Source organism: Emticicia sp. C21, assembly GCF_003418935.1.
Taxonomy (GTDB): domain Bacteria; phylum Bacteroidota; class Bacteroidia; order Cytophagales; family Spirosomataceae; genus Emticicia.
The window spans coordinates 1-24,922 of the sequence record NZ_QVMT01000018.1 but is presented as its reverse complement, the minus strand read 5'-3'; the positions used below and the strand labels follow the sequence as shown (position 1 = coordinate 24,922).

The window sequence follows — 24,922 nt, the reverse complement described above, 5'->3', positions numbered from 1 at the left end:
CTAATTTTACAATTTAAAAGTCAAACCCTCTTGAGCTAATAATGTATTTTCAAACACAGCCTTAGCCTCTGATAAGTGGTTTTCTAAAGTTTTATAACGTGAAGAATAATGCCCGATAATCAACTGTTGGGCATTTGATTTTAATGCAATAGTAGCGGCCTGACTAGCAGTTGAATGATTGGTTTGTATGGCTCGTTTTAATTCAGATTCAAGAAATGTTGCCTCATGAAAAACTGTGTTAACGTTCTGGAGCTGAGGTATAATAGCCTCATTATAAGCGGTATCAGAACAATAGGCAAAGGATTTTGAAGCTGTTCCGGCTGTTGTATAATCTTCGTTTTTATATTCTTTTCCAGTCAACGGGTCTTCTACATCAAAACCTTCTTTCAACTTTTTAATATATGGTATCGGGAAATTCTCTGGCAATTTGTCAGCTAAGATCTTTCTTTTGGCTTCTTTAGTTCTGAACAAAAATCCACAACAATCTATTCGATGAATGAGTGGGATAGTTTCAACTGTAAGAGAAGAAGTATCCAGAATGATATTAGCTGCTGTTGTATCAGTTGCTATAAAATGAATCTTAAAATGAAGAAAAGTATGTGAATATTTGAACTGTGCAGTCAGAATTTCAGCCAAATCCTTAGGGCCATAAATAGTCAAGTCATCTTTCCGTTGGTTGAGATTCCAACTTGAAAGAAGTCCGATTAAACCAAAATAGTGGTCGCCATGGAGATGGCTGATAAATATGTGACGAATACGGGAAGTACGGACTTTATGTTCCAGTAAACGAAACTGCGTACCTTCTCCGCAGTCAATCAAAAAATGTTCATTTTCACACGTAAACAAATAGGCTGATGGATTGTGTTCAAGTACAGGTGTCGCTGAGCCAGTACCAAGTATTAAGAGTTCAAAATTCATAACCCCCTTGCCCCTAAAGGGGTATTTTAACAATAATAGATTTGGCTTGTTTTCTAAACTTTAAGAGAAGAAACTCAGATAATTAAGGATTTAATATTTTTCTTCCTGGAAACCATTCTCTTCTCCTAAATCAAACTCATCGTCTTTTTCTTCACGGAAATCATTTTCGAGGTCGTTCATAAACACAGCATCAATTCCCTCATCAACCGTAGGAAGAATTACTAGTTCAGGAATTTTCGCTGAATCTATTTCATCAATTACATCATCTTCTTTCGTACAAATCACAAAAAGCCCTTGTTCTGCTCTGCAAACGCGTGTCGCTTTTCTGATTAGAGAAAGTCCATCATTATCAATATCGGTAACTTTAGTAAAGTCTACTACCATGTTAGTATAGCCTTCGCGATAAAGTTGCACAACTAATTTTTCGAATGGAGGAGCAATCTCAGCACCAAAATTTGTTTCATCTAGCAAAATGAGTGCGTATTGCTCTGTCTTATCAATCTTGTAATTCATAAAATAAAACTAATGTATTTTGCAAAGTTAAGTGAAAATTTTACTTTCAATAAAAATATTCAAATCAGGTCTATTAATTTGTCGATAAAACTATTGATTTTTCTAATATTAGAAGCCATTTGCTTGCCAAATTTTTTGTCTTCAGGGTCAGGTAACCCATATAATGGAATTTTCTTATTAATCGGATATTTCTTTAGTGCCTTTTTATAATCATGCCAATATTTCATTCCTTTAAAATTAATTGAGACCAGCGGCTGGGAGTTAACTGTGTTTTTGTTTACTTCAATTACTCTTTCCGGCAAATTCCATGCTCCTATATTCAGACCCTCATGCTTTTCAATTAGTACATTCTGGTAAAGGTTAGGTACATGTTCCAGCCAGAGTTGGTCGGCATTCATGCCTTTGCATAAATCTACTTTTCCCTTATTAGCTGTATTATTACCCCACCAATTAAGAAAATTACTTGCCTCTTCAGAACGTTTCCAGGCCATAAAACCTGAATGAAAGATTCCGGTATTTAAAATCTGTTTTTCATCCGGATGAACTCCTGCATGAAGCAGTTGAGGTACAATAATAATAGTATAATTGTCCAGACTTTTCTCGATAAATCTAACCGGATTATAGAGCAAAGTAGTACAATCGAAATACACTACCATGTCTGATTTTTGTAAGAAGTACTTAGCAAAAAATGGCTTAACGTCAGCTAACAATTCGCTCCAGGTATATTTTTTTGCCATTTCTTCCAGACCACCGATATTGAGTTCGCTCAAATCTATTACGGGATAACTGGCTTTGAAGTTGCCGGGTATTCTATCTTTTTTATCAACCAATCCAATAAAAAACTGTGCGTCAGGATGATGAGATTTTATGGAATCACCTAAAACATGTGCTTCTGGTAGCTGATTGATATGACAAAGAGTAAAAAATAGCATATAAAAACTGTTAAGACTTACTTAAAACTCTTAAGCTTAATGTTAAATAAATGAAATCAATTTGCGCTGTTGAATCACCTTGATCAGGTCTTGCACAGGTATTTCTGAACTGGGGCCTTCGGTATTGCGCAAAATCAATGCGTTTTCGCCGGATTTATATTTACCTGAATAAGGAATATGACTTGTGAAATTTTCTAATTTCCCAATCATGATTACCCCATAGGTGCCAACAGCATTTGCCAGGTGAGCAGGACCACTATCTATGCCAATAAATAGCAGTGCTCGTCTGATTACCTCTCCTGTCTCCAAAAGATTGAGTTTACCACAGAGGTTAATATATCTTTTATTCTGAATATTTAAATCACTGGAGAGCCCAATCTCAACTATATAATAATCAGTTTTCTCAATCAGGTAATTAATTAATTCTTCCCATTTAGAACTATCCCAGTTTCGACTATTCTGTGCTGATTGGCAGTGTACTACAAGATACTTATTGGGAAGATTCAAACTATCTACCTTGTCCCTATGTGCATCAGTGATAAATATATTGGGGGCTAAATCTTCTGTCGCTACTCCGGCAATTTTTTGTTGTATGGTTAGCAAATTTCCTTGAAAATAGTAATTATGAATAGTTATATCTTTGGCATCAGCTACCGGATTTTCTACATAAACATTGCAAACAGAGCAATAGCTATTGTTTTGGAATTGAAGATTATACAGGACATCAAAAACGCCGGAATCAATTATTAACTTCCTTTGATTCGCACAAAACTCCTCAATAATATCATTCAGATTAGGATTATTTTCTAATAACTCTCTGAAAACAGGTTTCACGACCCAAATGATATAATCATCGGGGTGCTTTCCCCTTATTTGCCTCGTGATCGGTTCGCCTGCTACAATATCTCCGAATTGTTGGGTAAGTATAATGCCGACAATTTTCCGTTTACTCAAAAATCTGATTTTTAAGAATAAGATTTTAAAATAGACCTTTAAAAAATGCAGATGAACTTTAAAAAGATGGGTATATTTTCGATAACGATGTTGCCAGAGCGCAATAAATTTTTGCATACACATTAAGACTCAACCAACTGAGCTAATTTTTCTAAGGGCATTTTCAGATACTTTCTTACTCGCAAATATCGTTTTATTTTAGGAGGTTTAATATAATCGCACCGAAAATGTTTCCAATATAATTCGTTGTTTTGTAGGAGCCTATTTTTGTATAATTCAAATAATGGAGCTATATCAGGTCTTTCTTCAAAATTAATGCGATTCTGATACTTAGATACCTCGTCAGGCTTGGCAATCAGGTAACCACTATAGTGAAAAAATTGTAAAGGGGAAGTTTGATTAATAAACCATTTGCCATCTATTTGCGAACAAAATCTTTCGTGTAAATTCCAATAGGCAACATTATAACCCAGGTGCTTATTTATTAGTACCTTATCAAAGTAGACTGGAAAGAAATCGGCCCAATGCTGATCTACAAAAAGACCGTTGCAAAGGTCTATCAGGCATTCTTTTTCAAGCTTCTTACACCACCAATCTACCATCTTTTGGGTTGTTTCTGAGCGATGCATAGCCACGAAGCCAAAATTGAAAATTCCGGTATTAACTACATCTTCTTCGTTTTGCCACTTATTATCATTATAAGGCGTGATAATATGTGGAGTAACAATAATATTGTACTTCTCCAAGTTTTCTTCCAGATGGTTGAGCTCATCAAAAACAATAATATCAGGATCAAAATAAATGATATTATGTGCTTCGGGATGATTTTTCAGGAAATAATCTATATAATAAGGCTTTACTGCAGTGTTCAATTCTGTAATATCATAACGCTCGCACATACCTGCCAAATCAGCGATATTTATCTTATCTAGTTCTAAGAGAGGATATTCTGGTAATTTACCTGAATCAATTTCTTTTGTTTCAAGCTTATCAACCAAACCAATAATAAACCTGATATGAGGATTATGTTGCTTGAGCGAATCGCCCAAGGTATGTGCCTGGGCAAGGTAATTGACTGAACAAAGTGTAAAAGCGAGTGTCATGCGAGATAGAATCTTTTAGGACAGATTGTCTAATAATTTTTCGATTTTCAGAATCGAATTTTCAAAACTATATTGAGTAAGTACCTTTTCTTTAGCCCTTTGTCCCCACTCTTTATTCGGGCTCTTTATATGGTTAATAATAGCCAGTGCCATTGCATGAATATCAAGATAGGGGAATAGCTGGCCTGCATCCTGCCCAATAAACTCTGAACAACCACCTGTTTTCTCAAAACCGAATATAATTCTTTGCGAAAGTGCCGCTTCCAGCATTACCAAAGGAAAAGGATCCTCTCTGGATACTACTGTAAAAATATCAAAACAATTGATTAATTCGATAGCTTCCGGAGTTGGTTCAATAAATGTGATTTTCTCTTTAATGCCCATTTTGCTAGCATCAAAAAGAACCTGTTCATAGTATTCACCTGCTTTTCTTACGCCAACCCAGGCAAAATGAATATCTTCATTTGAAATTCTTAGTATAGTCTTAGCAAGTAATGAAAATATATCTAATCCTTTTCTCCATTCAGCGTTGCCGCAACCACCAATTAAAAATGCCTTTTCAGGAATGCCATATTTTTCTCTAATAGCAAGCTGATTGATTTTAGCAGAACGTTTCAGTACATCTTCATTATTAACAAAAGAATGAATTACCTCAACTTTTTCATGGGGTAAACCATGATTTTCAATGAGATTATCTGCAACTGCCTGGGAGCAGGCAATCAGTTTGCTCGTATTTTTAAATAGAAAATCTTTGTTTTCCGCAGAAGAATATAGCTGAATAGAAAACTCTAATTCGTGAATATGGGTAATAAGAGGGACTTTCAGATAAGAAAGTAATTCAGGCATTATCCAGGCTGTTGCAATGGTATTCGTATAAATACAATCAAAATTTTCGCTAAGTAATTTTGCCTTTAATTCTTCTTTGGCCTTTTGAGTAGGAGTGTTATCTTTTAACCCAAATTTCTTTAATACTTTATCCTGAAAATTTAAAGATATGTTTGCAGGCTCGTTTGGGTATTTTGAAACCGTACAAATTTGCTCAAAATCCTTTTCTAATACACCGTCACTGAGTAATAATAAGTGCATAGGGACCTGCTTTTTTTGAAAATATTGCATAATATTTAACAAAAAAATCTGTGCTCCTGCACGGTTAGCATCATGACTTATGAAAAGAATTTTCATTTGAGAATTGAGTGATTTAGTGAATGAGTGAATTAGTGATTGAGTGAATATATAATATTGTCCAAATTATATATTCACTCAATCACTAATTCACTCATTCACCGAGCGTCGGTCGCTCAATTATTAATTACAAGCTTCTCAATTAAAAGCATGAGAATATGAATAACTTTAATATGGATTTCCTGAATGCGGTCGGCATAACCAAAATGTGGTACTATGATTTCTACATCAGCTAAGCCTTTTAATTTCCCACCGTCTTTCCCTGAGAAAATCACTACTTTCATGCCTTTTTCTCTGGCAGCTTGTACGGCATTGATAATATTTTTTGAATTTCCACTTGTGCTTAGACCTAAAAGTACATCACCTTCGTTTCCTAGTCCCTCTATGAATCTTGAAAAAATAAAGTCAAAGCCATAATCGTTCCCAACACAAGAAATATGACTTGCGTCCGAAATGGCTATAGCTGCTAATGATCTACGGTTTTCTCTATAACGACCTGATAATTCTTCGGCAAAATGCATAGCATCACAATGTGAGCCACCATTGCCGCATGAAATAATTTTTTTACCCTCCTTTAGGGCACCGGCCATTAAAATTGCCGCAGCCTCTATATTTTTTATATTTTGTTCTGATGAAATAAAGTTATCAAGCACCTTTTGTGCTTCTTTCAGTTCACCTAAGATATCTTTCAGATTATCCATTTTATGCGCTTGTATTAATTTTCATTGAAAAATTTCACCCACTTTTCAATCTGATTCTTTATATCAAAATTCAAAGCCCGGTTTTTCAAAACTTCTTTGTTTATGGAAGTTTTTTTATTCTGAATTTTAGTCATTTCCTCAGCCAGATCTTTAGGGTTAAAACTATCTACCACACTTCCCATACCTTCTTGCAAAAATTCAGAAATACCGCCGGAATTAAATCCGACAATAGGTTTTTGCATAAAAGCAGCTTCAATCATAACCAAAGGGAAAGGGTCTTCTCTTGCCAGCAAAACAAAACTATCAGCTAAATTCAGATAATCGTAGTATTCACCCGATTTTTCACCAACTTGAATGAAATTTAGTTTTTCAAGCTTGGTTCTTTGTTCCAAATAATGTAAAACTCCAGTTTTCTTAATATTGCCTAACCAAAGTAAGTAAGTATTCTCTGGTAGATTTTCCAATAAATCTAATGCTAAATCATATCCTTTCCGCAAATTCATAGAGCCAGACATCACCCAGATGTAAGCGTTATTTGGAATATTTAACTTTTGTCTCAGTTCAGTTGGATTTTGTTGAATCTGAACTTTTTCTGTATCAATAAATTCGTGGAGTAAGACTGTATTCTTATATCCCATCTGTTGAATCCGTTTTTCTACAATAGCAGAGCAACAAATTATCTTTTCTGCATTATCAAACTGAAATCTGAAATCATCATATACTATTTCGTCATAGACACTTACCAATTCATGTACGTGCACATAGTATGGAATATTCAGACTTTTCGCCAGTCTCGCAAAACGAGGCATCGTTAAGGTATTCAAATACCACTTATCTGCCTTAACCTGTTTCTGTATTTTTAAGATTCTTGATTCTTCTGGCGTCCTCTTAAATAATTGATAATAAACACCCTCGTATATTTTATAAACAAACCCTTGCCTGGTGGTATTAATAAAAGTTAGGTCTGCGGTAGAATGATTTGCAAAAAGTTCGCCATTCTGGCAGCTATAAATCACTGACTTTATTTTGCCTGTCAGATGTTTAAGCAGATACCAAAGCATCATTTCAGAACCTGTCCGCCCACCGGTTGGGGTTATAAAAAGAATGGTTTTCTGCATCATTTAATTTTATAGAAAGTCGGTTTTTTAAATAAGATTCTCCAAAAATATTGAGAAAAAGTTGAAATAGTACTGGCGAATCTTTTCTGATTGTATAAATCATTCAATGGATTCTTTAATTTCAGTATATTAAAAGAGATTTTCATCAGAAAAAAGACTGGAACCCAGAGCCAATAGTGCAGCATTAAAAGAAAATAATGTAAAGCTCCAAATTGTTTACGTATCCATACAAGGTTAGAAAGTTGAATCTGCTCGTCAAATCTATTAAAATAGGTGTATTTCTGAGCTTCTTCGTAACGTTCAGGCTTGCTCCCCCATTCTTCATGGATAATCCCGCAATCTTTGAATACTAGTTGTTTGCCTAATTTACCTAATCTATAACCCCATTCTGTATCTTCACCATATAAGAAAAATTCCTCATCAAATCCCCCGGTTTTCTCAAATCCCTCTCGTCTGACCATTAGAAACGCAGCTGCAATATAATCTACTTGCTCGGGGTCGTTATAATGAGTATAAGGAATAAGTTTATTCAGATATTTTCTAAACGGTGGGGGAGTAATCCAGAAGTCTCTTCTGAATGTAAAGGTATGGTAAAACGCTCTTGGAGTTAGATCCGGATAATATTGGTAAGCACCACCGGCTATGGCATCTGTTCGATTATCTAAATGGGCAACACATTTATCTATAACAGGTTCAAATAATTTAGTATCAGAATTAAGTAATAGTAAATATCTGCCCTGCGCGTTTTTCATTCCCAGATTATTCGCTCTGCCAAATCCGGAGTTATAGCCCATCGGAATCCATCTCACCTCAGGGAAAAAACTTTTCACATAGCTTTCATCATCACCTTTTGATTGATTATCAACTATTATAATTTCATAGCTTACGCGCGTTGTGTACTGTTTGATTGTCTTGATACAATCAACAATTAACTCTGGTGTACGATAATTCACTATAATAACAGATACATCAATCACTGATGAGGCAGATTTGATTTAAAATAGATAAATTGACTTAATCAAAGCGTTGCGTTAACAATGCTGGAAATTCGCTCAACGTCTTTCAAATCTAAGTCATAATATAAAGGTAATGATAATGCTGCTACCGACATTTTTTCAGAAACCGGGCAGGGATTATAAAAATCCAGATAAGGAAGTTGATTTAATGATGGATAAAAATAGCGTCGTGGTACAATATCATCTTTTTTCAAAGCTTCTGTCACTTCTATCAGCTTTTGCTCTGATGGAAGCATAATTGGATAATAAGCGTAGTTATATACAAACCCTTTAATATCCTGCTTAGGTTGCTTCAGCTTACTCCAATCTAATAATTCATCATATTTTTCAGAAATAATCTTTCTTTTCTCTATAATATCAGCTACTCTTGGCAAGTTGCATAAACCCATTGCCGCGTGAAACTCTGAGTTTTTGGCGTTGATGCCTATCATATAATAGTCATCATTTTTATGTCCAAAACTTCTGTAATGCGCCAAAGTTTTTACCAGGTCATCATCTTTGCAAATCACACAACCACCTTCTATGGTGTGAAAAACTTTAGTCGCATGGAAACTACAGGTAGCTACATCGCCAAAAGAAAGTACTGATTTGTCAAAATAAGTGGCACCAAAGCAGTGGGCACCATCATAAATAACTTTCAGATTATATTTTCTTGCAATCTTTTCAATTTTTTCTACGTCGCAAGGTCTACCGTACACATGAGTTGCCAGAATTGCCGAAGTATTGTCGGTTATAGCTTGCTCAATCAGATTGGCATCAATATTATAAGTATCTGCTTCAATATCAACAAAAACCGGCTTTACATTCTCCCACAAGATTGAAGTAGTAGTAGCGCAATAAGAGAAGGGAGTAGTGATAATTTCACCCTTTAGATTAAGGGCTTTGATGGCAATTTGCAACGCAATAGTGCCATTGGTAACATATAAGAGGTTTTTTACCCCTAAATAGTGTTTCAATTTATCTTCTAATTCACGAACTAACGGTCCGTTGTTAGTCAACCATGTATTTTCCCAAATACCTTTTATCTTATCCTGGTATTCCTCAAAAGGTGGTAAAAAAGATTTAGTTACGTTTATCACTATGTTGAAACAAATGTTTTAGACCGATGAAGACAATGAACCTAATCAAATCTTATTTAAGACCTAAAATCTTTTTGGGTTAAATGAGAGTTTTAGAGCAGGTTCTAAAAAATGTGATTTGCAAATGTAGTTAATATCTGAAAATAATGAAGATGATTTTCAGAATCCTTTAGCATGATTTATATCATTTTAATGCTAAACGTCATTTCCTAAACCAAACCATCAACTTTCCATGTTTTTACCGGAATATGAACTGGACGAATAGCACCTGGCCATTTACCATACCAACTAGTTCCTTCTCTGAAATCTGCAACATCAAAACTGATGGCATCTTCCATAAAGAAAACTGGGTCAGAAGTATCTTTTACTATCATTACCGAAATGTAATACGAACCATCGTTCAGGAAGTTACCAGGAATTTCCAGCAAACCTTTAATCAGACCTTTTGAGAATTTTTTGGCTTGGCTACCCACATTGAAGACGCACTCACCCGTCATATTATATAAAAATACACTTAGATTAAGCTCAGCTGATTCGAGCATATTCCAGAATTCAAAACTTATTTTCAGTGGCGTTCGTACATCAATGTTTTTACTGCCGTTTATCAGTTCTGGTAATACCTCAATATGTTTTACTCTTACGAAGTCATTACCTGGTGCACCATCCGGGTTTTCCCAGTTCTGGCTTAACTGGAACTTTGAAATACTGGTCATGTAATCATGCAATACTTCTCCAACTTCTCCATATTTTACCAGATTCCCTTTTTGAAGAAAGGCAGCTTTATTACAAAGACCCTGAATGGCTGTAGCATTATGACTTACAAAAAGTACAGTTCTACCACCATTTGAGACATCTTTCATTTTGCCCAGACACTTTTTCTGAAATTCAGAATCACCTACTGCTAATACCTCATCGACGATTAATATTTCAGGCTCCAGATGCGCAGCGATGGCAAAACCCAAACGAACATACATGCCTGATGAATAACGTTTTACCGGAGTATCCAAGAATTTTTCAATTCCTGCAAAATCAACTATCTCATCAAATTGCCTTCTTATTTCATCCTGGCGCATCCCAAGAATTGCCCCATTCAAAAATATATTCTCTCTTCCGGTCAATTCCGGATGAAAACCAGTTCCAACTTCCAGCAAACTGGCCATTCTGCCTCTTACCTTTACTTCTCCATGAGTAGGCTCGGTAATTCTACTTAATATCTTTAACAAGGTAGATTTCCCGGCACCATTTGAGCCCACGATTCCAACTCTATCACCTTGCTCAATATCAAAGCTTACGCTCTTGAGTGCCCAGAAAACTTCTTTGGTTTCTTGTTCATCTTTGCTGGTAAAAAATTCCTGTACAAAGCCAGTCAGGGTTTCTTTAAAATTCTGATACTTTTTCTTCTTATGACTAAGTATATATTTTTTGGAAATATTTTTTATAGAAATTGCTTTCATGCGAAATGCCACTCAGGGGTACAAATTAGATATAATCGACAAAGGAGTTTTCGTTTTTACGGAAAAACCAGATTGCAAAGATGACTGAAATAGTTACAAATACAAGAGTTGGTATTAAACTTTGCCAATTAAAAGGGGAGTAGTCTCCTAATAAAGACCAGCGCAGGCCATCAATAGTACCAACTACGGGATTAAGATTATAATAGGGATACCACCAGGCATCTTTTCTTAGTTCACTGGTGTAGCCAACCGGAGAGATAAAAAAACCAAATTGTACAATAAAAGGGATAATCTGGGCAATATCACGATATTTTACATTCAGGACTGAGGCAATCAGACCAAAGCCAAATGCGCCTAGATAGGCTAAAAGCATAAATAAAGGAGCAAAAACTATATGCCAGCTAGGTACAAAATGATAGTAAAGACAAAAGACAAAAAACATAGCAAAAGCAATAACTGCATCTAAAAGTCCCACTAAAAGTGAGCTGAAGGGAATGATTATACGGGGAAAGTATACTTTTGATACAAGATTGCTATTACCTACAATACTATTACTTATCTGAGATAAACATTGAGAAAAGAATAACCAGATAATCACACCCGGAATTACTATTAACATATAGGGGAGCGTAGCATCTACTTCCATTTTGGCAATTTTCCCAAAGGCAAAGGTCATCACCAGAGTTGTCAATAATGGGCGAAAAACTGCCCATGCTATACCTAAGACAGTTTGTTTATAGCGTACCATTACGTCACGCTTGCCTAATATCCAGAATAACTCTCTTTGTCGCCAGACCTCTCTCCAATAATGTAGTGCTGATTTCCCTGCTTTGATTACTATTTCGTTCTCCGATTTTTTCATTCACAAATCTAATTCATTCAGACAAAAATAAAACTTTTAATTTAGCTCACCAGTTCCTGATACGTTTTACGAACAATGATGAATACCAGACATACAAAGAAGCCTAAGAAAGCTCCAAGCTTCGTGCTTCCACCGATAGTATAATCTTTGCGCAATAATGGCAGACGAACCGGTTGAAGCAAAGTAAATAAAGGAGTCTGATGTATCAAAAGCATTCGGAGGTTTTCTACTGTTGCCATTTGCGTGTAAAACTGGTTAGAAATGAATGTATTATTTCTGTTCAATTGTTGTTGTCGCATAGGTGCAGTAGGATCAACAGCATTCATATTCTGAAATGTTGTAATGGCTAACTGGCGGTCTGTTGAATTAAGTTTACCTTGCAATTCGTTTAACCGGGCTACCTGAATATCGTAAATCTCTTTTGTTTTTTTAGTACGAACATCAATATAAAACTCTTCAAGCGTTTTTAACAATGTTTCAAGCCATACTTTGGTCAGCATTTCATTATTAGTTGTTGCCGATAAAATCATGATTGATCCATTTTTATCCAGAGGTTTTAGCTCAGTTTGTTTCAATAACTTTTCATAGATAGTAGCTACTAACTCATTTTCGATTTTGGTGAATTGTTCAGGGCTTTTCGGAACAAATCTGAAATTAATAGCTGCTTTATTAGGTTCATGAAACATATCACCCCCCCATTCTTTACGCTTAATATCGCTGCTATCTTTATAATAGTTAATAAACAGATTTTTTCTGCCGCCAATAACTACTTCTTTCATCAAAGCTTTTTCATATAAAGTCTTTGAGGCAATAACTAAACCGAAGTTTCCACCGCTGAATAGGTCGTTTGATTGAGCACCACCCATTCCACCAGGTACACCAAAGGCAGAAGCAAGACCAGCAAAGCCACCCATTCCGCCTTGATTAGGATTGCCTGATTCAAGGTTAAACTGAATTTCGCCGTAAAACTGAGACTCTTTAAAATTGTTTAAGTCCATTAAGATACTTACTAAAGTACCAACAGCAATACCAATCAACAAGAGCTTCCACTCACTGCCAATTAGTTTAAATACGTTTATTATTTTCTGAAATAAATCCTTTGTACTGATTTGTTCTTCTTGTATGATCTGTGTTTCAGCCATCTTTTTAATTAAATAGTGTTGTGTTACAACTAAATTACTTGCTGATTTGTAAGATACCAATGATACCGATAAGGGTGGTCATAGTTGCCGCGATAGTACCAAACAAATTCTGAACCTGTGCTAGCTGTTGTACTGCTGTTGTTGTTTTTTGAGGAATGATGATTTCTGAACCAGGAGCCACTTTTGGATAGATATTCACAAATAAGAATCTTCTTGTTCTATCTACAGAACCATTAGCGTATAACACATACGACTTACTCTTCAGCGATTTTTTTGTAAATCCACCAGCTTTAGAAATGTAGTTCATAAAATTGTCTCGGTCGAAGTATTTAACAGTGGTTGGATATAATACTTCTCCTTGCACACGTACAGTCTCGAGACGTTTCGGGATACGGATAATGTCACCGTCCTGTAAAATCATATCCTCAACTGAACCCGGATTTTCAAGAATTTTTCTTAAATCAATACCAATAGAAGATTTCTTTGTAGCATCTACGTCTTCCACTTCAATAGTCTGGTTGCCTTTTACACTATTGGCAATTTCAGTAATTGCTTTTCTGCGTTGCTCAATTTCAATATCGCTTAATTGAATTTCTCTAATTAAAGTAGCGCCTTCCAGATAAGAATAGGGAGTAAGTCCTCCGGCACGTTTAACAATGTCTGAAACCTTTTCATCTTTACTCTTGATACCGTATTTATCTGGGAAAATTACTTCACCTTCTACCTCAACAAAAGCCTGCTTTACGTAGTTTGGTGATTTTCTGATAAAGATTTCATCAAATGGAAGCAATACAAAGTTAGTTCCTGGTTGTTCTACACTTAAATCAGGGCGGATATTGAACTCGTATGTATCAGAAATCTGTGCACTTGCAGAAGTAGGGTCAACGTTGCGTTTTCTACGCACTACTTCAACTCTTGATAATGATGCTGATTCTGATAAACCACCAACTTTCACTAATACATCTTCAACTGTCAGATTTCTCACAAAAGGTAATTCAATACCTACTTCTCCTTCAGGGTTATTAATGGCTCCTTGAATACGTACGTAAGCTGGCTCAGTCAAATCAAATATCGACGGGATTGTTATTTGGTCTTCGCGCTTCAAAGGAACATCTGTCGCTTTACCTTTCATAATATCATCAAGATTTACCGAGATATTTTCGATAATCATATCATCACGTGTTCTCACAATTGCAATTCTACCTGTCAAAGCCTCACCTCTTAACCCCTCGGCAGATTTAATTAATTCAAGCAGGGTAGGGTTGCTATCCAATGAATACTGACCCGGACGGAAAATAGCGCCATCAATAGTTACCATGTTCTCGTAACGCTCCAATAATCTTTCAGTGACGATAGAATCACCTGATAGAACATTGAATGTAGGGAAATCGGCCTCTCTCACATCTATAATTTTGCGTTCTCTGCTTGTATTTCTATGTACTTTCAAACGGTGTTTATAAGCGTACTGGTTAAATCCACCTGCATAAGCTATAGCATCCTGTAGTTTTTCATTTTCAGTTAACTCAAATAAACCATTCCGTTTGGTATTTCCCTGAACCGCCACGCGGTTAACATAAGGCGTAACCTGAACGATGTCCTGGTCTTGTAAAATAATGTTATTTTTGGCAAAGCCTTTAAGTAATACCTCATATAAATCAAGCGTTGAAACCACTCTATTATTACGTACCACCTGAATTTTACGATAAGTACCCAATTCATTAGGTCCTCCACATACATAAAGCGCATTAAGAACCGTAGAAAGCGAAGACAAGGTATAAGTGCCAGGAGCAATAACTTCACCCGTGATAGTTACTTTGATACTTCTGATATTGCCTAATGATACAACCAGATAGGTATTAGCAGGATTGCCGGCATAAGGGAGTAAACCAATATATACTTTGGCCAGTTTATTCAGAATCTTTTCACGTGCTTGCTCCATTGTTGAACCTGCCAGATAAACAAGACCTACTCTATCAAGAGTAATATAACCGTCAGGAGAAATCGTTGATTTGTAAGTAGCTTGTGAATACCCATAGATATCAATAATCAATTGGTCATTTGGACCTAATATATAATTACTCGGCGTTGCAATATTGATAGCCGGAGTAGGATCAAACTTAATAGTATTGAAAAGATTATATCCGAAAATTCTTCTTCTTAAAGTTACTTTAGCCACATCCTGTTCTTCTTCCTCTTCCCGTATAGCTCTCAATGAATCTTCTCTTGTCATTGCCAATTGGTCTGCAGGATTGACTGTCAGATTCCTGATTGCATTAGGATCGTTAGGATTTGTTACCCGGTTACGATTCGGCAAAGGTGCATTAGGCGCTTGTTGGGTTCTTCCTGCCGGGGCATTTGGATTGGCTGGAGTTGTGGCTGGATTTACAGGAGTAACCGGTGCATTAGTGGGTGCATTTCCTGGAGCATTACCTGTATTTTGTGCAAAAGAATTGCTGATAATTAGTGTAAAAAGCGTAAATTTGAGGAAACTTTGTAAGAAATTATTTTTGTTAAATTTCATATCTATAACGTTATTTGCCAAATTGCTGTTTAAGTATTTAATGAACAATCGATGAAAACATTGCAAAGTAAGTGAAGTTTTTTTATTTTTTTGCTGTTTCATATTAAGTATGTGTTAAAAAGAACTTTGAAATACAAAGTAAAAATATAAAATCCATAAAAACAAAATTATTTTTCAAAATGGCCGAAAATAAGGAAGTAACTTATAATGAAGATAGTATACGTTCGCTCGATTGGAAAGAACACATAAGATTGCGTCCTGGTATGTACATTGGAAAATTAGGAGACGGGTCAGCTGCTGATGACGGAATCTACGTTTTATTAAAAGAGGTATTAGACAACTGTATTGATGAGTATGCCATGGGTTATGGAAAATCTATTGAAATAAAATTAGAGGATGGGGTTGCTGAAGTAAGAGATTATGGCCGTGGGATTCCGTTAGGGAAATTGGTTGATGTTGTATCAAAAATAAATACAGGAGCCAAATATGATAGTAAGGCCTTTCAGAAAGCTGTAGGATTGAATGGCGTGGGTACAAAGGCTGTTAATGCACTTTCATCTTATTTTCGTGTACAGGCTTTCAGAGATGGAAAAACTAAATGGGCTGAATTTAACAAAGGTGAGTTGCTGAAGGAATCACAAATTATTGATTCAGAACAAAAGAATGGGACTTTGGTTACCTTCACTCCGGATGATACTATTTTTAAGCACTATCATTATATCCCTCAATTTGTGGAGGCGATGATCTGGAACTATTGCTATCTGAATGCAGGAATGACTATCGTCTTCAATAAACAAAAGTATATTTCTCAAAATGGTTTATTGGATTTGCTACGCAGAAAGACCGATGAAGAGTCATTACGTTATCCGATTATCCATCTGAAGGGAGAAGATATCGAGGTTGCACTTTCTCATAGTAATCAATATGGTGAAGAATATTATTCATTTGTAAACGGGCAGAATACTACTCAAGGGGGTACACACTTATCCGGGTTTCGTGAAGCGATTGTGCGTACAGTCAGAGAACACTTTGGTAAAGACTATGCTCCGGAAGATATTCGTCAGTCAATCATTGGAGCTATCTCTATAAGAGTGCAAGAGCCTGTTTTTGAATCTCAGACTAAAACCAAACTAGGTTCATTAGCCATGTCGCCTGAACCTAACTCACCTACTGTGAGAGTTTTTATTGGTGATTTTCTGAAGGAGAAGCTAGATAACTTCCTTCACATGAATCCTGCTATTAAAGAAGCATTGAAGAAGAGAATTGAACAGTCGGAGAGAGAAAGAAAGGAACTAGCAGGAATCAAGAAGCTTGCTAACGAACGTGCGAAAAAAGCTAATTTGCACAATCGGAAATTGAGAGACTGCCGTTTCCATTTAGATGATGAAAAGAATGAGAAACGTTTTGAAACGGTAATGTTTATTACTGAGGGAGATTCGGCGAGTGGGTCGATTACCAAAGCACGTAATCCAGAACTCCAGGCAGTTTTTAGTTTGAGGGGTAAGCCACTGAATAGCTTCGGGTTAACGAAAAAGATTGTATACGAAAACGAAGAGTTTAATCTCCTGCAGCATGCGCTTAATATCGAAGATGGCCTAGACGGGCTTCGTTACAACAAAATCATTGTAGCAACAGATGCGGACGTTGACGGTATGCATATCCGACTGCTTCTATTGACATTCTTTTTACAATTCTTCCCTGATTTAGTAAGAGAGGGGCACCTGTATATTCTTGAAACGCCACTATTCAGAGTACGCAATAAAAAGGAAACGATTTATTGTTACTCAGATGAAGAAAGAGAGAAAGCCATTAAAAAATTGTCTCCAAAACCAGAGATTACCCGTTTTAAAGGCTTAGGTGAAATTTCTCCTGATGAATTTGAAGGATTTATTGGCGAGGATATAAAATTGGAGCCTGTTATTTTAGAAAAGGAATCTTCAATAGCCAAAATCCTTAGCTATTATATGGGTAAAAACACCCCTGAGCGTCAAAGATTCATTATTGATAATCTGAGAATTGAGAAAGATGAAATTGACGAGGTGCTGGAGAAAATTATTGACGTAAAAGAAGTTGCTTGATATTAGGTAGCCTTGATGGAGTTCGAGGCTACTCTGCATAAACAAACCCCTTACATTTTTAGAAATTTAAACACCTACCCAGACAGTGACACTTGAGGAAGTAAGAAAAGACATTGATGCCATTGACGACCAGTTATTAGTATTGCTTAACAAACGTATGCAACTGGTGCATAAAGTTGGTGAAATTAAGCGTTCTACAAAAGCGCTCATTTACAGGCCTGAACGAGAAAAACAGATTTTAGACAGAATGAATGCACAGAATGATGGCCCTTTAAACAAAGAAGCCATTGAAGCAATTTATCTGGAAATTTTTGCTGCTGCCCGTAATATTGAACTCCCTGAGAGAGTAGCCTTTTTAGGGCCAGAAGGCAGTTTTACCCATCAGGCAGCTGAGAGTCGCTTTGGTGCGATGAGCGAATATATGACATTACCAACTATTAAATCGGTGTTTGAAGCTGTAGATACTGGTAGAGCCAAATTTGGGGTGATTCCAATTGAAAATAATCAAGAGGGGATAGTTTATGAGACGGTTGATTTGCTTAACGAAATGAATGTAAATGTAGCGGCTGAGTTAAAAATTCCGGTACATTTTGCATTGGCTACTGAAGCAGAAAACCCATCAAAAATCAAAAGAATTTACTCAAAAGATATTGCTTTTAGACAATGTAGAGGTTTCCTAAATAAATATTTTGAGCAAACTCATCCGGAAGAGATTCAGGTAGAATCTACTTCTAAAGCTGCTAAAATGGCAGCAAGCGATCCTGAAAGCGCCGCTATCTGTTCAGAGATTGCAGCCAAGCTTTTCAGTCTGCCCATTCTGTTTAATAATATCGAAGATAATGGACAGAATCGTACTCGTTTTTATATCCTCGCCAAGGGCTTTGAGAATCAGAAAAGTGGCAATGATAAAACGACTATTATCGCTCGTTTGCCTGATACCGACAAGCCGGGTATTCTTGCCAATTTCCTTCAGGATTTCAAAAAGGCAGGCATTAACTTGACTAAAATTGAAAGCCGCCCATATAAAGGTAGTGAAGATTTTAACTTCTGGTTTTTTATTGAACTAGAGGGATTCCATAAAGACGATAATCTCGAGAAAGTCTTTAAGAAACATAGAAATGCCATCAAGAAGCTTGGTAGCTATGTGAAGAATGTATGATATTATTTTTTACGGAAGATGGCACTGGCTGCAATTAGCACCCAAATAATATTAACAGCCATTGATGGATATGCCTGGTGGAAATATGTATTAATGATAAAACATATTCCACCGATGGCATTTGCCCAAATGTAGCGTGTATCTTTGGCATCTAACTTACCTTGAATATTCAGGAAATAAGAACCTGTTACTAATACTGCTCCAATCCAGCCAAGAATTTCAATAAGATCTACTTTCATAAAATTTGGATAGCTCTTTCCTGATCTTTCAGAATCTGATTTTTTAATTCTTCAATCCCATTAAATTTTTGTTCAGGCCTGATATAATCAATCAACTCAACGGTAATATTCTCTCCATAAATATCATCACTAAAATTCAGGATGTGTACCTCTTGCGTTCGACCAATTCCATCTACAGTCGGACGATTACCTATATTCATGATGCCATTCAGCCATTGGCCTCTCACCAAAGTCCTAACCGCATAAACTCCATTCGTCGGAATCAATTTATAAGATTCTGAAACTTGTACGTTGGCAGTTGGGAAGCCAATAGTTCTACCTAATTGGCGACCTTTCACAACTATGCCAGAAAAACTATAATTTCTCCCTAATAAATCATTAGCAGACTTCACATTTCCCTCTAATAAAGATTGGCGTATTTTGGTAGAACTTATAACTAAATTTTCGATTTCTTGTCGAGAAATTTCTTCGATTCCAATTCCAAACCTATCTGAATTGTTTTCTAAATATTGAAAATTCCCTTCACGATTTCTTCCAAAATGGTGGTCGTAGCCAATTACCAGTTTTTTAGTACCTATTGTTTCAAGCAATATCCTCTGCACATATTCTTCCGAACTCAATTCTGAAAACTCTCGTGTAAAAGGTACAATTAGCAGATGATTAACGTCTTGCTTTTCAAGTAATTCAATTTTCTCGTCGACGGTAGATAATAATTTCAGACTTTGGCTGTCTTGTGAAACAACCATTCTAGGGTGTGGCCAAAAAGTAAGCACCACCGATTCACCTCCTGAAACTTCAGTCTTTTCACGTAATATCTGTAAGATTTTCTGATGACCTAAATGAACTCCATCAAATGTACCACTTGTTACGATGGCATTTTCTAATCGTTTAAAATCTGATAGATTATAATATACTTTCAATGTGTAAGGTATTTTGTAAGGCACGCCTGTATTGTCAATCCAAAACAATGTTTATGATTGATTGGGTGCAAAATTACGAATATTCTCCAAAAACCGGTCGAGTGTCTGCGCATTTTCAATTCTGAAGTCACCGATTCTGGTTCTACGGAGTGAGCTCATATAAGCTCCTGATTGAAGTAATTTGCCAAAATCTCTCACAAGGCTTCGAATATATGTTCCTTTGGAACAAACAATCCTGAATGAGAGTTCAGGGAAATTTGTAGGATCTATATCAAACTCTTTTATTTCAACTTGGCGAGATTTTATAACAACCTCTTCCCCCTTTCTTGCGGCTTCATAAGCTCTTTTTCCATCAACCTTAATAGCAGAGTGCGCAGGGGGGATCTGGTCTATAGTCCCAGTCAATTGTGCCTTAACCTGATTGATAGCTTCAACTGTAATATGATCGACGGGATATTCTGCATCAAAGTCAGTTTCTAAATCGACAGAAGGGGTGGTTTTTCCTAAAACCAACGTTCCGGTGTATTCCTTTTCCTGTGCCTGATAGATGTCAATTTCTTTGGTTTTCTTGTTAGTGCAGAGAATTAATAGACCAGTAGCCAGTGGGTCTAATGTACCTGCATGACCTACTTTTTTGTATTTACCTGCATACCGAACTTTATTTACTACATCGAAAGAAGTCCATTTAAGAGGTTTGTCAATCAATAGCACCTCATTTCTTTCATCAGCGACTGTTTGCATAAATGGAATATTAATTTCGATTCTTAAACAATTTTCAAATCATAACCGGCAGCTATCAAACCAAGTATAATTAAGCCAACAATAATTCTATAATAACCAAAAACTTTGAAACCGTATTTTTGTAAATAGCTAATGAAGAATTTAATAGCAATCATAGCTACAATAAATGCCACTATATTTCCAACTGCTAAAAGCTGTAATTCATCAGACGAAAAGGTAAGCGTACCTGCTTTATAGCTTTTTAAAAGTTTATAAGCCGATGCTGCAAACATAGTTGGCACTGCCAAGAAGAATGAAAACTCAGCCGAATCTTTGCGTGATAATCCTTGAAACATACCACCAATGATACTTGCCGCTGAACGGGACACGCCCGGAATCATAGCAATACATTGAAATAAACCAATTTTTACCGCATCAGGATAGCTGATATTAGCTTTGGTGGCTTTGTTTTCAAAGTATTTATCAATGAAAATCAAAATAAACCCACCCAAAACCATTGATACTGCCACTACTACTACACTTTCCAATAAACTATCAATAAAGTCGTTCAGTAAGAAACCAATAATAGCTGCCGGAATAAAAGCGGCTAATAATTTGGCATAAAATTCAAAAGACTGTAAGAATTTCTTCCAATAAAGAACTAGAACTGATAGGATAGCACCAAACTGAATATTTACCTCAAATACTTTCGTAAAATCTAATTCACTTATACCCATCAAAGATGAGCCGATAATCATGTGTCCGGTTGAGCTAATAGGCAAGTATTCTGTGATCCCTTCAATAATGGCAAGGATAATAGCGTGAATAAGATTCATGGAGTATAATTAGTAAACATTTAGGAAATGCAAATATAGAAAAAGACGGACTGCTAATCCGTCATATTTATAAAATATTAGTATCGTTCTATTATCGAGAACAATTATTTCTTTTTGAAAATAGCGTAAAATTCAAACAAAAAGCCGATAAAAGTAATGGCGGGGCCAAGTGTTATTCCTAAGAAACCAAAACCAAATTCTTCTTTATCTAATGTCATGATGAAGAATCCAAGAAGAATTAGACCAACTCCCACAAGCATTAATAGATAATTTTGACGGGTAAATGGTAATGCACTTTTGTTACCATTATTATCGGCACTTTTTACTTCCGTTGTTTTAGGTGTGATACTTTTCATAATCGTTAATTTCCTTATCCCAAGGATAAAATTTTATAGTGTATTCATGCAAAAGGGATAGACTTTACATGAGTTGATATAGTTTAAATATATGAATTTGATACAAGATTTAATCTTTTCTAATCACTCCTCAATACAAATCCTCTAACGGTGTTCTTAAATATCGATGCATTGATTGAAAAGTGCTTAGAACACTAATGAGTATACCTAATAGTATTACGCCTCCGCATAGGAAAGCAATCTTTATATAATCTTGCAATACGACCAAATCTTCAATTTTATTAACTGCTATTTGCTGCACGCCAAAAAATAATCCGATCGCAACTATGCCTGATAATAAACCTTGCCAGATTCCTCTACCAATAAATGGTTTCTGGATAAACCAATCGGTAGCACCAACCAATTGCATACTTCTGATAATGAGTCTTTGAGAGTAAAGCGCTAGTCGGATGGTATTATTAATTAACAAGAAAATAGCCACCAACAGTACCACAATCACCGATGCAATAATCAGAAAAGCTTTGTAAGCATTTTTGTTGATACTGTCTACAAAGTCTTTGGCGTAGTCAGCTTCAAAAACACCTGATATTTGTTCTAAATCAGTTTTAATATTCTCTAAATTCAACTCGCTTAAATAACTTTCCCGAATCCTAAGACTAAACGCATCTCTATATGGGTTTTCTCCCAGAACAGAACTATAATCTTCATTAATATCTTTCAATACTCGTTTAGCGGTACTTTCTTTCGAGATAAATTTTATTTGGGGTACATTATCAGCATAAGCCACATAGGTCTTTTTTGCAATAATATTCCTTACTGAATCTTGCTGAATCTGTGTAAGTGATTTATCTAAATAGACCTGTACCTCAATGTTCTGTTTTACGTAGCTTACTAATTGTTTAGAAGTTAGAGCTATCCAACCTGTAAAGGCAATCAGAAATAAAGCAGTTGATAAGCTTATGATAATCAAGAGGCTCGGGAAACTACCTAATTTGCGTTTTGGCATTGTGAATCTTTTTAAAACAAATCTTTACGGTGCGTAATTTTGGGCAAAGATAGAAAATGTCGTAGAAATATGGGCGAATTTAATGATTTTTAACAGAATCAGAAGTTTCTCCTCTCCAACGGGCAATTCTTTCGGGCATGTCCTGCTCAATGATATTCTTAATGACTTCAGTAATTTCTTCAACTGTAGCTTCCGGTGCAAAATGGATAGGATCTTTGAATTTTACGCGTAACTCGGTATTCCGCTTTTTATAAGCTAATCCGGTTTTATTAAAGGCTCTTCGGAATCCATCTATTACCACTGGAACAACAATAGGATTAGCATCTTTGATGATATGTGCCGTTCCCTTACGAATAGGAGCGTAAGGGCTTGTAGTACCTTGTGGAAAACTAACAACCCAACCAAATTTTAATCCTTTTGCAACATTTGAGCCTGCTGATGTATCTAATTCTCGCTTCACATTTTGACCTTGTGCTCTCCACGAACGCTCCACTAAAATAGCACCTGCCAGACTAAAAATCCGTGGAATAATTCCCTCTTTCATAGTCTCGCTGGCTGCCACATAAAATATTCTGGCTCTTGGTGCAAATAATGAGATAGGAATAACTCTATTACCGAACCCCCATTTTACCGAACAAAAAATATGGTAAAAGGTAATTACATCGGCAAAATAGGTTTGATGATTAGATATAAAATAAACATTCTGATTTGGTAAACGGGCAATCTTCTCAGCTCCCTCAACTTTTAATTGGTTAGCTACAGCAATACGCCAGTAAGTAGGAAAACCCGCAAACAAAATAATCAGGCGTTTTAAAATTAACCAGTTGCCAAATGGGTCTCTCTCAAAGATTCCAAAAATATCAACATAAGAAATGTACCTAAAAAAAGGATTAGGGTCATTGTTGGGTATGGGCAAAAAGTTACGAAGTACTCGAAGCATTAGTTAATATTATATTGTTTAGTTAGGGCTTATGAATGTTCTAAGATAGAAATAAAATCTAAACATAGCAATAAGCTCATCTATCCGGCGACATTAATTTTTTGGAATGGCCAAAATATCAAAATGTTTCCAATCAGTCATATTTTCGCGCTTAATAAGCTGTTTTTTTGTATTTGTATCAAATGCCTCCACATAAAATAGTTCATAACCTAAATCAGCTACTAAATCATAAAGAAAATATCTTTCAGATTTATTTAACTTAGGGAAGCACTCAAAAATAAGACTAGGCTTAGTTTTTTTTATAAAAGGTAAAATAGATTTCAATATCTCAGTATCATAGCCTTCTGTATCTATTTTTATCAAGGTTAATTTTGAAATTTGCGAGGGATAGTTTTCATTCAGAAATTTTTCTAAATTAACGCCTTTTACTTTTTCATTCAAACCATATTTACCATGCCTGTTTTGTTGCGTTTCAGCTATGCCACCATTATTATAAGTAGCTTCGGAAGAACTGTAAAAGAACTCGCCCTCCTGAGTCGTAATTGCAAATGGCAGAGGAATAATATTAGTTAAGTTCTTATTGAGAGAAGCGTTTTTTTCTAAAATCTTATATACATAAGGGTTGGGGTCAAAGCCTAAAACAGTTCCCTCTTTGCCCACTGCCAGCGCCATTGGAATTGTAGAATCTCCGATATGCGTACCTATATCAATAATAAAATCCCCTTTTTTTATGATTTTCTTATAAAAATCTACTTGACCTTGTGTAATGTGTTTTTCGGCTTCTAAAGGGTTTTCCCATTTGGCAAAGCTTACTTTTCCGAATTCTGGCAAATTATATTCTTCTACCTTATGGCCATACTCTTTAAAAGTTCTTTTAATTTTATACTTTTCAAATTTCTTTTTTAGATAAGAAAACATAAATAATAAGGATTTATAGTGATTTAAAAATTAATTATTTGAAAAGGAAGACCGTGCATTAAGCGCAAAGATATTGGATATTTTGAATGCCATCCCATAAAATTTTGAGATTTTGCTGTACAGGGTAACTATTTAACTTAAGTTGCTACTTGTCATAGATAAAAAAGAGAGTCCAAGTAATTTTGAGGTGCGAACAAAAAACTAACAAGGACTCATGCTAAAAGATAGCACGATTGCAATTTATGTAATTTTAGA

Annotated in this window: 24 protein-coding genes; 2 read left to right on the top strand and 22 right to left on the bottom strand. The window is 35.7% G+C overall.

Annotated elements, in window-relative coordinates:
• Positions 1-6 precede the first annotated feature (6 nt).
• From D0T08_RS25550 to D0T08_RS25485, 14 genes are all read right to left on the bottom strand, one after another.
• Positions 7-918, bottom strand: coding sequence for a ribonuclease Z (locus tag D0T08_RS25550; protein ID WP_116985596.1), 912 nt, complete (start codon positions 916-918; stop codon positions 7-9).
• A 90-nt stretch (positions 919-1,008) separates the two neighbouring features.
• Positions 1,009-1,431 carry an STAS domain-containing protein gene (locus D0T08_RS25545; RefSeq protein WP_116985595.1) on the bottom strand — a complete coding sequence of 141 codons (423 nt, stop codon included), beginning with the start codon at positions 1,429-1,431 and terminating at the stop codon, positions 1,009-1,011.
• 59 nt (positions 1,432-1,490) lie between these two features.
• Positions 1,491-2,363, bottom strand: a complete 873-nt coding sequence (locus tag D0T08_RS25540) for a hypothetical protein (RefSeq protein ID WP_116985594.1) — start codon at positions 2,361-2,363, stop codon at positions 1,491-1,493.
• A 42-nt stretch (positions 2,364-2,405) separates the two neighbouring features.
• On the bottom strand, positions 2,406-3,317 hold the full coding sequence (locus tag D0T08_RS25535) for a glycosyltransferase family 9 protein (protein ID WP_158561349.1): 912 nt from the start codon (positions 3,315-3,317) through the stop codon (positions 2,406-2,408).
• Positions 3,318-3,439: 122 nt separating this feature from the next.
• The gene (locus D0T08_RS25530) at positions 3,440-4,420 is read right to left on the bottom strand and encodes a glycosyltransferase (protein ID WP_116985592.1); all 981 of its coding nucleotides are present in this window, start codon (positions 4,418-4,420) and stop codon (positions 3,440-3,442) included.
• Positions 4,421-4,435: 15 nt separating this feature from the next.
• On the bottom strand, positions 4,436-5,602 hold the full coding sequence (locus tag D0T08_RS25525; protein WP_116985591.1) for a glycosyltransferase family 4 protein: 1,167 nt from the start codon (positions 5,600-5,602) through the stop codon (positions 4,436-4,438).
• 116 nt (positions 5,603-5,718) lie between these two features.
• Positions 5,719-6,303, bottom strand: coding sequence for a D-sedoheptulose 7-phosphate isomerase (lpcA, locus tag D0T08_RS25520; RefSeq protein ID WP_116985590.1), 585 nt, complete (start codon positions 6,301-6,303; stop codon positions 5,719-5,721).
• Between the two features lie 14 nt (positions 6,304-6,317).
• On the bottom strand, positions 6,318-7,424 hold the full coding sequence (locus D0T08_RS25515) for a glycosyltransferase family 4 protein (protein ID WP_116985589.1): 1,107 nt from the start codon (positions 7,422-7,424) through the stop codon (positions 6,318-6,320).
• On the bottom strand, positions 7,421-8,398 hold the full coding sequence (locus D0T08_RS25510) for a glycosyltransferase family 2 protein (RefSeq protein WP_229239055.1): 978 nt from the start codon (positions 8,396-8,398) through the stop codon (positions 7,421-7,423). The genes D0T08_RS25515 and D0T08_RS25510 overlap by 4 nt, the downstream gene beginning before the upstream one ends.
• Before the next feature lie 41 nt (positions 8,399-8,439).
• Positions 8,440-9,516, bottom strand: a complete 1,077-nt coding sequence (locus D0T08_RS25505; protein ID WP_199538222.1) for a DegT/DnrJ/EryC1/StrS aminotransferase family protein — start codon at positions 9,514-9,516, stop codon at positions 8,440-8,442.
• Positions 9,517-9,725: 209 nt separating this feature from the next.
• On the bottom strand, positions 9,726-10,970 hold the full coding sequence (locus D0T08_RS25500) for an ABC transporter ATP-binding protein (protein ID WP_116985587.1): 1,245 nt from the start codon (positions 10,968-10,970) through the stop codon (positions 9,726-9,728).
• 25 nt (positions 10,971-10,995) lie between these two features.
• Complete coding sequence (locus D0T08_RS25495) at positions 10,996-11,832, bottom strand: ABC transporter permease (protein WP_116985586.1); 837 nt, start codon at positions 11,830-11,832, stop codon at positions 10,996-10,998.
• 41 nt (positions 11,833-11,873) lie between these two features.
• Entirely contained in the window at positions 11,874-12,974 is a 1,101-nt protein-coding gene (locus D0T08_RS25490) for a hypothetical protein (RefSeq protein ID WP_116985585.1), read from the bottom strand.
• 34 nt (positions 12,975-13,008) lie between these two features.
• Positions 13,009-15,495 carry an SLBB domain-containing protein gene (locus tag D0T08_RS25485; protein WP_158561348.1) on the bottom strand — a complete coding sequence of 829 codons (2,487 nt, stop codon included), beginning with the start codon at positions 15,493-15,495 and terminating at the stop codon, positions 13,009-13,011.
• A gap of 179 nt (positions 15,496-15,674) precedes the next feature.
• Here D0T08_RS25485 and D0T08_RS25480 point away from each other — a divergent pair, with 179 nt between their 5' ends.
• Positions 15,675-17,573 carry a DNA topoisomerase IV subunit B gene (locus D0T08_RS25480; RefSeq protein WP_116985583.1) on the top strand — a complete coding sequence of 633 codons (1,899 nt, stop codon included), beginning with the start codon at positions 15,675-15,677 and terminating at the stop codon, positions 17,571-17,573.
• Positions 17,574-17,658: 85 nt separating this feature from the next.
• On the top strand, positions 17,659-18,732 hold the full coding sequence (gene pheA / locus D0T08_RS25475) for a chorismate mutase (protein WP_116985582.1): 1,074 nt from the start codon (positions 17,659-17,661) through the stop codon (positions 18,730-18,732).
• A 2-nt stretch (positions 18,733-18,734) separates the two neighbouring features.
• Here pheA and D0T08_RS25470 read toward each other — a convergent pair whose 3' ends face one another.
• The 8 genes from D0T08_RS25470 to D0T08_RS25435 form a co-directional block, all read right to left on the bottom strand.
• The gene (locus D0T08_RS25470; RefSeq protein ID WP_116985581.1) at positions 18,735-18,971 is read right to left on the bottom strand and encodes a CBU_0592 family membrane protein; all 237 of its coding nucleotides are present in this window, start codon (positions 18,969-18,971) and stop codon (positions 18,735-18,737) included.
• Positions 18,968-19,891, bottom strand: coding sequence for a bifunctional riboflavin kinase/FAD synthetase (locus tag D0T08_RS25465; protein ID WP_116985629.1), 924 nt, complete (start codon positions 19,889-19,891; stop codon positions 18,968-18,970). The genes D0T08_RS25470 and D0T08_RS25465 overlap by 4 nt, the downstream gene beginning before the upstream one ends.
• A gap of 51 nt (positions 19,892-19,942) precedes the next feature.
• The gene (truB, locus tag D0T08_RS25460; protein WP_116985580.1) at positions 19,943-20,632 is read right to left on the bottom strand and encodes a tRNA pseudouridine(55) synthase TruB; all 690 of its coding nucleotides are present in this window, start codon (positions 20,630-20,632) and stop codon (positions 19,943-19,945) included.
• Positions 20,633-20,655: 23 nt separating this feature from the next.
• Positions 20,656-21,447 carry an undecaprenyl-diphosphate phosphatase gene (locus D0T08_RS25455; RefSeq protein WP_116985579.1) on the bottom strand — a complete coding sequence of 264 codons (792 nt, stop codon included), beginning with the start codon at positions 21,445-21,447 and terminating at the stop codon, positions 20,656-20,658.
• 104 nt (positions 21,448-21,551) lie between these two features.
• The gene (locus tag D0T08_RS25450; RefSeq protein ID WP_116985578.1) at positions 21,552-21,803 is read right to left on the bottom strand and encodes a DUF3098 domain-containing protein; all 252 of its coding nucleotides are present in this window, start codon (positions 21,801-21,803) and stop codon (positions 21,552-21,554) included.
• Positions 21,804-21,933: 130 nt separating this feature from the next.
• The gene (locus tag D0T08_RS25445) at positions 21,934-22,809 is read right to left on the bottom strand and encodes an ABC transporter permease (protein ID WP_116985577.1); all 876 of its coding nucleotides are present in this window, start codon (positions 22,807-22,809) and stop codon (positions 21,934-21,936) included.
• A gap of 79 nt (positions 22,810-22,888) precedes the next feature.
• Positions 22,889-23,749 carry a 1-acyl-sn-glycerol-3-phosphate acyltransferase gene (locus D0T08_RS25440; protein WP_116985576.1) on the bottom strand — a complete coding sequence of 287 codons (861 nt, stop codon included), beginning with the start codon at positions 23,747-23,749 and terminating at the stop codon, positions 22,889-22,891.
• A 93-nt stretch (positions 23,750-23,842) separates the two neighbouring features.
• A complete protein-coding gene (locus tag D0T08_RS25435; RefSeq protein ID WP_116985575.1) occupies positions 23,843-24,667 on the bottom strand; it encodes an FkbM family methyltransferase in 825 nt (274 codons plus the stop codon).
• Between the last annotated feature and the right edge of the window lie 255 nt (positions 24,668-24,922).

What these genes read in the sequence shown, in the direction of transcription:
- D0T08_RS25550 (WP_116985596.1), bottom strand. Translation starts at nt 918, where the DNA reads ATGAATTTTGAACTCTTAATACTTGGTACTGGCTCAGCGACACCTGTA.
- D0T08_RS25545 (WP_116985595.1), bottom strand. Translation starts at nt 1,431, where the DNA reads ATGAATTACAAGATTGATAAGACAGAGCAATACGCACTCATTTTGCTA.
- D0T08_RS25540 (WP_116985594.1), bottom strand. Translation starts at nt 2,363, where the DNA reads ATGCTATTTTTTACTCTTTGTCATATCAATCAGCTACCAGAAGCACAT.
- D0T08_RS25530 (WP_116985592.1), bottom strand. Translation starts at nt 4,420, where the DNA reads ATGACACTCGCTTTTACACTTTGTTCAGTCAATTACCTTGCCCAGGCA.
- D0T08_RS25525 (WP_116985591.1), bottom strand. Translation starts at nt 5,602, where the DNA reads ATGAAAATTCTTTTCATAAGTCATGATGCTAACCGTGCAGGAGCACAG.
- lpcA (WP_116985590.1), bottom strand. Translation starts at nt 6,303, where the DNA reads ATGGATAATCTGAAAGATATCTTAGGTGAACTGAAAGAAGCACAAAAG.
- D0T08_RS25515 (WP_116985589.1), bottom strand. Translation starts at nt 7,424, where the DNA reads ATGATGCAGAAAACCATTCTTTTTATAACCCCAACCGGTGGGCGGACA.
- D0T08_RS25500 (WP_116985587.1), bottom strand. Translation starts at nt 10,970, where the DNA reads ATGAAAGCAATTTCTATAAAAAATATTTCCAAAAAATATATACTTAGT.
- D0T08_RS25495 (WP_116985586.1), bottom strand. Translation starts at nt 11,832, where the DNA reads ATGAAAAAATCGGAGAACGAAATAGTAATCAAAGCAGGGAAATCAGCA.
- D0T08_RS25490 (WP_116985585.1), bottom strand. Translation starts at nt 12,974, where the DNA reads ATGGCTGAAACACAGATCATACAAGAAGAACAAATCAGTACAAAGGAT.
- D0T08_RS25485 (WP_158561348.1), bottom strand. Translation starts at nt 15,495, where the DNA reads ATGAAATTTAACAAAAATAATTTCTTACAAAGTTTCCTCAAATTTACG.
- D0T08_RS25480 (WP_116985583.1), top strand. Translation starts at nt 15,675, where the DNA reads ATGGCCGAAAATAAGGAAGTAACTTATAATGAAGATAGTATACGTTCG.
- D0T08_RS25470 (WP_116985581.1), bottom strand. Translation starts at nt 18,971, where the DNA reads ATGAAAGTAGATCTTATTGAAATTCTTGGCTGGATTGGAGCAGTATTA.
- truB (WP_116985580.1), bottom strand. Translation starts at nt 20,632, where the DNA reads ATGCAAACAGTCGCTGATGAAAGAAATGAGGTGCTATTGATTGACAAA.
- D0T08_RS25455 (WP_116985579.1), bottom strand. Translation starts at nt 21,447, where the DNA reads ATGAATCTTATTCACGCTATTATCCTTGCCATTATTGAAGGGATCACA.
- D0T08_RS25450 (WP_116985578.1), bottom strand. Translation starts at nt 21,803, where the DNA reads ATGAAAAGTATCACACCTAAAACAACGGAAGTAAAAAGTGCCGATAAT.
- D0T08_RS25445 (WP_116985577.1), bottom strand. Translation starts at nt 22,809, where the DNA reads ATGCCAAAACGCAAATTAGGTAGTTTCCCGAGCCTCTTGATTATCATA.
- D0T08_RS25440 (WP_116985576.1), bottom strand. Translation starts at nt 23,749, where the DNA reads ATGCTTCGAGTACTTCGTAACTTTTTGCCCATACCCAACAATGACCCT.
- D0T08_RS25435 (WP_116985575.1), bottom strand. Translation starts at nt 24,667, where the DNA reads ATGTTTTCTTATCTAAAAAAGAAATTTGAAAAGTATAAAATTAAAAGA.